Source organism: Rhodococcus sp. P4_F3_2 (assembly GCF_056401335.1).
Map to the genome: position 1 here is coordinate 1 of NZ_JBFUJN010000095.1, position 924 is coordinate 924.

General features: G+C 29.8%; 1 protein-coding gene. It reads right to left on the bottom strand.

All coding sequences use genetic code 11. The annotated features are described in order from the left end of the window. Nucleotides 1–438: 438 nt before the first annotated feature. Nucleotides 439–597: a YvrJ family protein gene (locus AC1DWA_RS32900; RefSeq protein ID WP_477917601.1), complete on the bottom strand. Its 159-nt coding sequence runs from the start codon at nucleotides 595–597 to the stop codon at nucleotides 439–441. Nucleotides 598–924: the final 327 nt, after the last annotated feature.

Below are 924 nucleotides of genomic sequence, written 5' to 3' on the forward strand. Positions count from 1 at the left end.
TATTGCTCGTGAAAGGTTATCAATGACTATTTTTGATATAGAATATTCTGTATGTTCACCTTCTAGATTCATTTTATCCATAATTTCATAAGCTAGATGTTGAATTCTTTTTAATCGCATTTGTTTTGTTTTCATATTAGTTTCTCCCCCCTTCATAGATGAATTTATATCGTCTAAATATATGGGGGAGATAAAAAATTTATGAAATGATTCTTTACAAGAATCCATGATGTTGGCTAATGCTGTMTATCWTATATAGCSYAAAAACAGAAAAAACAACTKGGTCYGTKCAGTTGTTTTTTCTCCTAGATGTTAGAGTAATACAAATAGAATAGGGTTAGGTTGATGCTTCGCGGCGTCTTGGATAGTTTGATCAAATTATTTAGGCAGTATTCATATTAAGAAATTAATTAAAAAATGAGTCGAGAAATCAATTATTTACTGCTTGTCCTGTTCTTTTTCAATAGTGGTAGCTATTTTATTAATAGCTTCCGTTAAATGATCTATTTTCTTTTCAAAGCGTAGTAGAAGATAAAAAGTAACAACAATAGGAAAGCCAAAATTCCCAATAAGRTTAAGCCATTGTTCTATCTTAATTCCCCCCTTTTAGATACCGTTATTTTATAAAGACTGCAGTCTAACTAAAAGCCTTTAGACATGTTAACTAAAAATGTCTATCGTATACAGTTTAAAAAAAAGAAAAAACTACTATTTGCCCCCATAGTAGTTTTTTTAAAACCTAATAGTAATGTACGAGCCGAATTCTATTGGAAGAACAAGGAGGTTGCTCAATATTATAGTATGCAAAGTAATGAAAAGGGTTTGGACAAGTGCTGATTCCATCTAAACTTTTATTATTCTTTATGTTTACTCCCTACAAAATCCATTAGGTAAATTAAAAACCATTATTTATCGCTATAAGAT